The organism is Pseudomonas sp. OA65, assembly GCF_017498305.1.
GTDB classification, from domain to species: Bacteria; Pseudomonadota; Gammaproteobacteria; order Pseudomonadales; family Pseudomonadaceae; genus Aquipseudomonas; species Aquipseudomonas zanjanensis.
Genome location: NZ_JAGDEZ010000040.1, coordinates 47,185 through 54,308, shown reverse-complemented (window position 1 = coordinate 54,308; position 7,124 = coordinate 47,185). Strand labels below are relative to the sequence as shown.

Below are 7,124 nucleotides of genomic sequence, written 5' to 3'. Positions count from 1 at the left end.
CCTCGCCACAATGATTCAAGCTGGCCTTGGATTCAGGCAAGCCTTAAGTGAGCGGCATACCTGTGGGAGCGAGCCTGCTCGCGATGAGGCCGGCAAGCCATTCACATAAACCAGCAGGCAAAAAAAACCGGCGCAACCTAAGTCGCGCCGGCGGTGGTGCCAGTGGCTGCGCGGATATTCGTGGGTCCGCACAAACCACTGTTGAACCCGTGTGGGTTACGCCCGTTCCAGCGCCAGGGCCACGCCTTGGCCGCCGCCGATGCACAGGGTCGCGAGGCCTTTCTTGGCGTCGCGCTTGATCATTTCATGCAGCAGCGACACCAGGACCCGGCACCCCGAGGCGCCGATAGGGTGGCCCAAGGCAATGGCGCCGCCGTTGACGTTGACCTTGTCCATGTCCCATTTCAGTTCTCGGGCCACGGCCAGCGATTGGGCGGCGAAGGCTTCGTTGGCTTCGATCAGGTCCAACTGGTCCAGGGACCAGCCGGCCTTGTCCAGGCAGCGACGGGTGGCCGAGACCGGGCCAATGCCCATGATGGCCGGGTCGACGCCGGCATTGGCGTAGGCACTGATTTTCGCCAGCACCGGCAAGCCCAGGGCCTTGGCTTTCTCAGCGCTCATCAGAATCACTGCAGCGGCGCCGTCATTGAGTGAGGACGCATTGCCCGCCGTAACGCTGCCATCCTTCTTGAAGGCCGGCTTGAGCTTGCCCAGGGACTCGGCGGTGGTACCGGCGCGCGGTTGTTCATCCGTGGCGAACGCCACGGGATCGCCTTTGCGCTGGGGAATCAGGATCGGCGTGATCTCATCGGCGAATCGCCCACCTTCGATGGCGGCAACGGCCTTCTGCTGGGACCCGGCGGCGAAAGCATCCTGCTCCTCGCGGCTGATGCCGTACTTGTCCACCAGGTTCTCGGCGGTGATGCCCATGTGGTAATCGTTGAAGGCATCCCACAAACCGTCGGTGATCATGCTGTCGATCATCTTCGCGTGACCCATGCGCAGGCCGGTGCGAGCGGCCGGCAACACGTACGGAGCCAGGCTCATGTTTTCCATGCCGCCGGCGATGATCACCTCGGCGTCGCCACAGCGGATCGCCTGGGCGCCCAGGTGCAACGCCTTGAGGCCCGAACCGCAGACCTTGTTCAGGGTCAGCGCCGGTACCGCGTGGGGCAGGCCGGCGAGGATCGACGCCTGGCGCGCCGGGTTCTGTCCGGAACCTGCGGTCAGCACCTGGCCAAGAATCACTTCATCGACCTGTTCGCCGGACAAACCGGTCTGCTCCAGCAGGCGGCGAATCACTGCGGCACCGAGTTCCGGTGCGGGAATGGCCGCCAGCGAACCCTGGAAGCTGCCGATGGCGGTACGGGTGGCGGCGACAATCACGACTTCTTGCATCGAATCTCTCCTCACTGGGCAGTGAACTGCATTTCAGGGACGTGGTCCGGCACGATCAATTTGCCGGCGGTCTTGGCGACGATTTCCTCGACGCTGACGCCCGGGGCACGTTCTTTCAGGATGAAGGCGCCGTCCTGGATTTCCAGGTAGGCGAGGTCGGTCAGCACGCGCTTGATACAACCGGCGCCGGTCAGCGGCAGGCTGCAACGCGGCAGCAGTTTCGACTCGCCGTCCTTGGACGCATGGGTCATGGTGACGATGATGTTCTCGGCACCGGCCACCAGATCCATCGCACCGCCCATGCCCTTGACCAGTTTGCCGGGGATCATCCACGAGGCGATGTTGCCTTCGACATCCACCTCGAACGCACCCAGCACGGTCAGGTCGATGTGGCCGCCACGGATCATGGCAAACGATTCGGCCGAAGAGAAGATCGACGCGCCAATGCGCGCAGTGACCGTCTGCTTGCCGGCGTTGATCATGTCGGCATCGACTTCGGCTTCGGTGGGAAACGCGCCCATGCCGAGCAGGCCGTTTTCCGATTGCAGCATGACTTCCATGCCTTCGGGAATGTAATTGGCGACCAGGGTGGGAATGCCGATGCCCAGGTTCACGTAGTAGCCGTCCTGCATTTCGCGGGCGACGCGTTGAGCCATTTGTTCGCGGGAAAGTGCCATGGTGTTATTCCTTCATTCGGGCCGGGGGCAGGGGATCACTTACGCACGGTGCGCTGTTCGATGCGCTTTTCGAACGTGCCGCAAATGACCCGGTCGACGTAGATGCCAGGGGTATGGATCTGCGTCGGGTCCAGCTCGCCGGGTTCGACGATTTCTTCGACTTCCACCACCGTGATCTTGCCCGCCGTCGCGGCCAGCGGATTGAAGTTCTGCGCGGTGTGGCGATAGATCACGTTGCCGAAATGGTCGGCCTTCCAGCCTTTGACGATGGCGAAGTCGCCGGTGATGGATTCTTCCATCAGGTACTGGCGGCCGTGGAATTCACGCACTTCCTTGCCTTCGGCCACGGGCGTGCCGACGCCGGTGGCGGTGAAGAACGCCGGGATGCCTGCGCCACCGGCGCGCATTTTTTCGGCGAGGGTGCCTTGGGGGGTGAGCACGACTTCGATTTCGCCGCTCAGCAGCTGCTTCTCGAACAGGGCGTTCTCGCCGACGTAGGAGGCGACCACCTTGCGAATCTGCCTGTCTTCCAGCAGCACGCCGAGGCCGAAACCGTCGACGCCGCAGTTGTTGGACACCACGGTGAGGTCGCGGATGCCCTTGCGCTTGATCTCGGCGATCAGGTTTTCCGGGATGCCGCACAGGCCGAAGCCGCCGGCGATGACGGTCATGCCGTCCTTCAAGCCTTCCAGCGCTTCCTCATAAGAGCTCACGCGTTTGTCGAAACCTGCCATAGACACCTCTTTTATTCTTGATGGGGTCGCAATGGAATGCAGTGTTGCGCCAAGTCATATATTTGTTAAGTTGATTTTTAGATTGGATTGATTGATAAAACTCAATAATTGCCGGCATCCGCTTGCGGCTTGAAGCTAACCACTTGCCGCTGGAAGCAGAGCGACCATGACCCTCAAGCAAATCCGTGCCTTCCTCGCCGTGGCCCAGAGCCTGAGCTTCGCCGTGGCCTGCGAGCGGCTGCACCTGTCCCAATCGGCCCTGAGCCTGACCATCAAGGCCCTGGAAGAAGGCCTCGGTGGCCGCTTGTTCAGCCGCAACACCCGTAACGTGGCGCTGACCCCCGAAGGTGAGTCGTTGTTGCCATTGGCCCGCCGGCTGGTGGCCGACTGGGACAACGCCGAGGACGAAATGCGCCAGCGCTTTACCTTGCAGCGCGGGCGCGTGACGTTGGCGGCGATGCCGTCGTTTGCCGGAAACCTGCTGCCGCCGATCCTCAAGACCTTCCGCGCCCGCTACCCGAATGTCAACGTCACGGTCAACGACGTGATCAACGAACAGGTGCTGGAAATGGTCCGTGATCGTCATGTCGAACTGGGCGTGGCATTCGAACCGATGCAGGGATCGTCCTTGGCGTTCACGCCCTTGTATCTCGATCGCTTCGTTGCGGTGGTGCCGCTGGATTCACCGCTTGCCCAGCGCGACGAAGTCCACTGGGAAACCCTGCTGGAGCAGCCATTCATTACGCTGCAACGACCCTCCACCGTTCGGGTGATGCTGGAGGAGCATCTACAGGCCCGAGGAATGAAACTGCCCGTGGAGTTCGAAAGCCATCAACTGGCGACCGTCGGGCGGATGGTCGCCAGCGGCCTGGGTGTCAGTGCCGTGCCGGCGCTGTGTGTCGGGCAGATGCATGAGCTGGGTGCTCGCTGCATCACCTTGAGCGACCCAGTGATCGAACGGGCCATTGGCGTGCTGACCAAGCCGGGGCATGAACTGTCAGCGGCGGCGCAGGCGTTGTTCGATACGCTGAGGGATCAGGATTTACCCGTACGTTAACCCGTTCCCTTGTGGGAGCGAGCCTGCTCGCGATGCGGTGGCACATTCAACATAGATGCCAGCTGAACCACCGCTATCGCGAGCAGGCTCGCTCCCACAGGGGAGGTGGTGGTGCGATTAGAACGGGTGTTGTGTCAGCAGTGGCAGCAGTTCTTCGCACGGTACTTCAACCTTCAAGTCCAGCAACTCATCAGCCCGGGTCTTGCCGCGGTTGATCGCCAGCAGCGGCTTGCCCTGGTCCTTGATCGCCCGGCACAGGCGGAACGCCGAATACGCCATCAACGATGAGCCCACCACCAATAGCCCATCCGCCTGTTCCACCGCCTGGGTGGCGCGAATCGCGGTGGCAGCGGCGACGTTCTCACCGAAGAAAACCACATCGGGCTTCAGGCGTTCGCCATCGCAATGGGGGCAACGAGGCACCTGGAAGCGCGCCTCGAACGCCGGGTCGAGCAAGGTGTCGCCGTCGGGTGCCTGCACTGCATCGACGCCGGCCAGGTAAGGGTTTTCAGCTTCCATCAAGTGTTGAATCTGCTGTCGCTCGCTGCGCTGGCCGCAATCCAGGCACAGCACGCGATGCAGGCTGCCGTGCAGTTCGATGACACCTTGGCTGCCGGCCTGGTCGTGCAACGCGTCGACATTCTGGGTGATCAGGCCACTGACGCGATCCTGCCCTTGCAACGCCGCCAAGGCCTCGTGGGCCTGGTTCGGCCGGGCTTGACGCAGGCGTGTCCAGCCCAGCATCGCTCGCGCCCAATAGCGCCGTCGCGCCTCGGGCTTGGCGAGGAACTCCTGGTACATCATCGGTTGCTTGCCCCGCCGCACGCCGTCGCTGTCGCGGTAGTCGGGAATGCCGGACGGGGTGCTGATTCCCGCGCCGGTCAGCACCAGGAAACGGCGCCCGGCCATGTACTGCTGCAGTTGTTCGACGGGGTCACGCTGAAGATCGTCGGGCATCTGGGTTCTCCGTTGGCCTGGAATCGTTGAGGTTAGCAGCGGGCTTGCCGCGCGCCTTTCGTCGCCCTCCGAGGGTGTTTCTTCAAACTTTCCCCGGGCGTGGGACATCCACCTTATGTGCGCTATCTCAAAGCTCTTCGCACAGCAGTGCGCCAATGACACTGATAAGGAGAAGGAAATGGCAACCCCTAAAGAGAACCTGCTGGATTGGCTCAACGATGCCCATGCCATGGAACAGCAAGCGGAGAAAATGCTCAAGGCCCAGGCCGAGCGTCTGGAACATTACCCGGTCCTCAAGGCCCGGATCGAACAGCACATCGAGGAGACGCTCGGGCAGCAGAAGCTGGTGGAGCAGTGCATCCAGCGCCTGGGCGGTAGCCCGTCGATGCTCAAGGACATGGCCGGCAAGCTGATGGCGTTCGGTCAAGCCATGGGCGGCATGGCGATGAGTGACGAAGTGGTCAAGGGCGCCATGAGTGGCTACGTCTTCGAGAACCTGGAGATCGCGTCCTACACGGTGCTGATCGAAGCGGCGAAAGTGGCCGGCGATGTGGAGACACAACGGGCCTGCGAGCAGATCCTGCCCCAGGAAATCGCCATGGCTGAATGGCTGCGCGACCACCTGCCGCAGATTACCGCAGCGTTTCTGGAGCGTTCGGCCAACCCGCATACCGAAGCCAAGCGCTGAGGTGAAATGTGTGGCGCGGCTTGGCCGCGCCCAACCTGCCGTCAGACAAAAGAGGACAGGTATGAAGCAGACCACCGGTGAGGTAAGAGCCATCAATCGACAGAGCGCCAGGGTGGGCATCTACGTGTCGGAAGAGGAGGGCCATACCGTGCTTGAGCTGGGGCCCGCCAATGACGTCGACATCGGCGATGTCATGGAATGGGACACAACGGCCCTTGGCACCCAGACGTATCGCAACCTGACCAAAGGTTGGACCGACGAGGTGTATGTGGCGAAGCACGGCGTCGCAGCGGCCAACCTGGAGGTTCAATTACTGGTGGGATCGTGACAACACCCGGTCCCCAGGAGGACGAACATGAGCGAACTGCGTTGTGGCTGCCCCGGCTGCCATTGCGAGGTAGATGCTGAGCGGGTGTTCAATCATGACGGCGAGGCTTATTGCAGCCAGGCCTGCGCAGAACAACACCCCAATGGCGAGCCGTGTCCGGCGGCGGATTGTCATTGCGAACGAAGTGGCAAGGTCGGCGAGAGGGACATTACCAACAACCAACTGGATGAAGCACTAGAGGAAACGTTCCCGGCCAGTGACCCGATTTCACCCTGAACATAGCTATATCCGGGCATCGGCGACAGGGTGCCCGGACACCGCAAGCCGGTCAGTGCGGTGGTGCAGGACAACACCGGCAGCCCGCGAGTTTTGGCTTCCTGGAACGGCGCGAGGCTTGGGTGACGAGACCGGTGCAATGGGGTGCCGGCGCCACCTGGCCCTTGGCGGACGGCGTGGAAAGACACGCACTGTTTTTGCTGGTGAAGCGCGGCAATTGTGGAAGCGAGCTTGCGCGCGATAGCGGTGTGTCAGTCGACATCAATGCAGGCTGATCCGCCGCCTTCGCGGGCAAGCCCGCTCCCACAGGGTTATTGGATGACCTTGAGGTTTGGGTACAACACAGGGCCATTGTGGGAGCGGGCTTGCTCGCGAAGACGGCGGCACAGCCAACCTATATGCCAGCAGGTCCACCGCCTTCGCGAGCAAGCCCGCTCCCACAGGTTTCTTCGTTGGACGAAGTTTCGATATTTAACACTGCCAATCAATCGCCGCTTGTTTAATAGGCTGGCGCAATAAATACCCGGGCAGTGGGGATATAAATAAGGGTGTTGACCGTTCGTCGCCGTTTGCAGCTCTTTTTTAAAACCTTGGCGGCCTCAGATTTTCCGAATAAGACGAGCCAACAGGTTCGTTGACATCAACTAACGAGGTGAATGAAATGGCTAACACAGGTAATAACAACCCTGGCAATTTCGCTAACGATCGTGAGAAGGCATCGGAAGCCGGAAAAAAAGGCGGCCAGGCGTCGGGCGGCAACTTCGCCAACGACCCGGAACGTGCTGCCGAGGCCGGCCGCAAAGGCGGGCAAGCCTCGGGTGGTAATTTTGCCAACGACCCTGAGCGGGCTTCGGAAGCCGGCCGCAAAGGTGGCCAGGCGTCGGGTGGCAACTTTGCCAACGACCGGGAAAAAGCCTCCGAAGCTGGCAAGAAAGGCGGTGAAAACAGCCACGGTGGCGGTCGTAAATCGTAATGTCCCGTGGTCTCGCAGGTCCCATGCCGTTGGCAT

At 61.7% G+C, this 7,124-nt stretch carries 8 protein-coding genes and 2 pseudogenes; 6 read left to right on the top strand and 4 right to left on the bottom strand.

What is annotated here, in order from left to right:
• Positions 1–216: 216 nt before the first annotated feature.
• Genes J3361_RS24430 through J3361_RS24420 form a run of 3 tightly spaced genes read right to left on the bottom strand, consistent with a single transcriptional unit; the run spans position 217 to position 2,809 of the window.
• On the bottom strand, positions 217–1,398 hold the full coding sequence (locus tag J3361_RS24430) for an acetyl-CoA C-acetyltransferase (protein WP_207966692.1): 1,182 nt from the start codon (positions 1,396–1,398) through the stop codon (positions 217–219).
• A gap of 11 nt (positions 1,399–1,409) precedes the next feature.
• Positions 1,410–2,075: a CoA transferase subunit B gene (locus J3361_RS24425; protein WP_207966691.1), complete on the bottom strand. Its 666-nt coding sequence runs from the start codon at positions 2,073–2,075 to the stop codon at positions 1,410–1,412.
• A gap of 35 nt (positions 2,076–2,110) precedes the next feature.
• Positions 2,111–2,809 (bottom strand): CoA transferase subunit A, encoded by a 699-nt coding sequence (locus tag J3361_RS24420; RefSeq protein WP_003200117.1) that lies wholly within the window; start codon positions 2,807–2,809, stop codon positions 2,111–2,113.
• A gap of 166 nt (positions 2,810–2,975) precedes the next feature.
• Here J3361_RS24420 and J3361_RS24415 point away from each other — a divergent pair, with 166 nt between their 5' ends.
• On the top strand, positions 2,976–3,866 hold the full coding sequence (locus J3361_RS24415) for a LysR family transcriptional regulator (RefSeq protein WP_207966690.1): 891 nt from the start codon (positions 2,976–2,978) through the stop codon (positions 3,864–3,866).
• Positions 3,867–3,983: 117 nt separating this feature from the next.
• Here J3361_RS24415 and J3361_RS24410 read toward each other — a convergent pair whose 3' ends face one another.
• The gene (locus tag J3361_RS24410) at positions 3,984–4,823 is read right to left on the bottom strand and encodes an NAD-dependent protein deacetylase (protein ID WP_207966689.1); all 840 of its coding nucleotides are present in this window, start codon (positions 4,821–4,823) and stop codon (positions 3,984–3,986) included.
• A gap of 178 nt (positions 4,824–5,001) precedes the next feature.
• Here J3361_RS24410 and J3361_RS24405 point away from each other — a divergent pair, with 178 nt between their 5' ends.
• From J3361_RS24405 to J3361_RS24390, 5 genes and pseudogenes are all read left to right on the top strand, one after another.
• Entirely contained in the window at positions 5,002–5,511 is a 510-nt protein-coding gene (locus J3361_RS24405; RefSeq protein ID WP_186710509.1) for a ferritin-like domain-containing protein, read from the top strand.
• 61 nt (positions 5,512–5,572) lie between these two features.
• On the top strand, positions 5,573–5,839 hold the full coding sequence (locus J3361_RS24400; protein ID WP_207966688.1) for a hypothetical protein: 267 nt from the start codon (positions 5,573–5,575) through the stop codon (positions 5,837–5,839).
• A gap of 27 nt (positions 5,840–5,866) precedes the next feature.
• Complete coding sequence (locus J3361_RS24395; RefSeq protein WP_207966687.1) at positions 5,867–6,115, top strand: metallothionein; 249 nt, start codon at positions 5,867–5,869, stop codon at positions 6,113–6,115.
• A 696-nt stretch (positions 6,116–6,811) separates the two neighbouring features.
• Positions 6,812–6,865: pseudogene (locus tag J3361_RS29825) on the top strand (hypothetical protein); the annotation flags it as partial.
• Positions 6,866–6,877: 12 nt separating this feature from the next.
• Positions 6,878–7,088: pseudogene (locus J3361_RS24390) on the top strand (general stress protein); the annotation flags it as partial.
• Positions 7,089–7,124 lie beyond the last annotated feature (36 nt).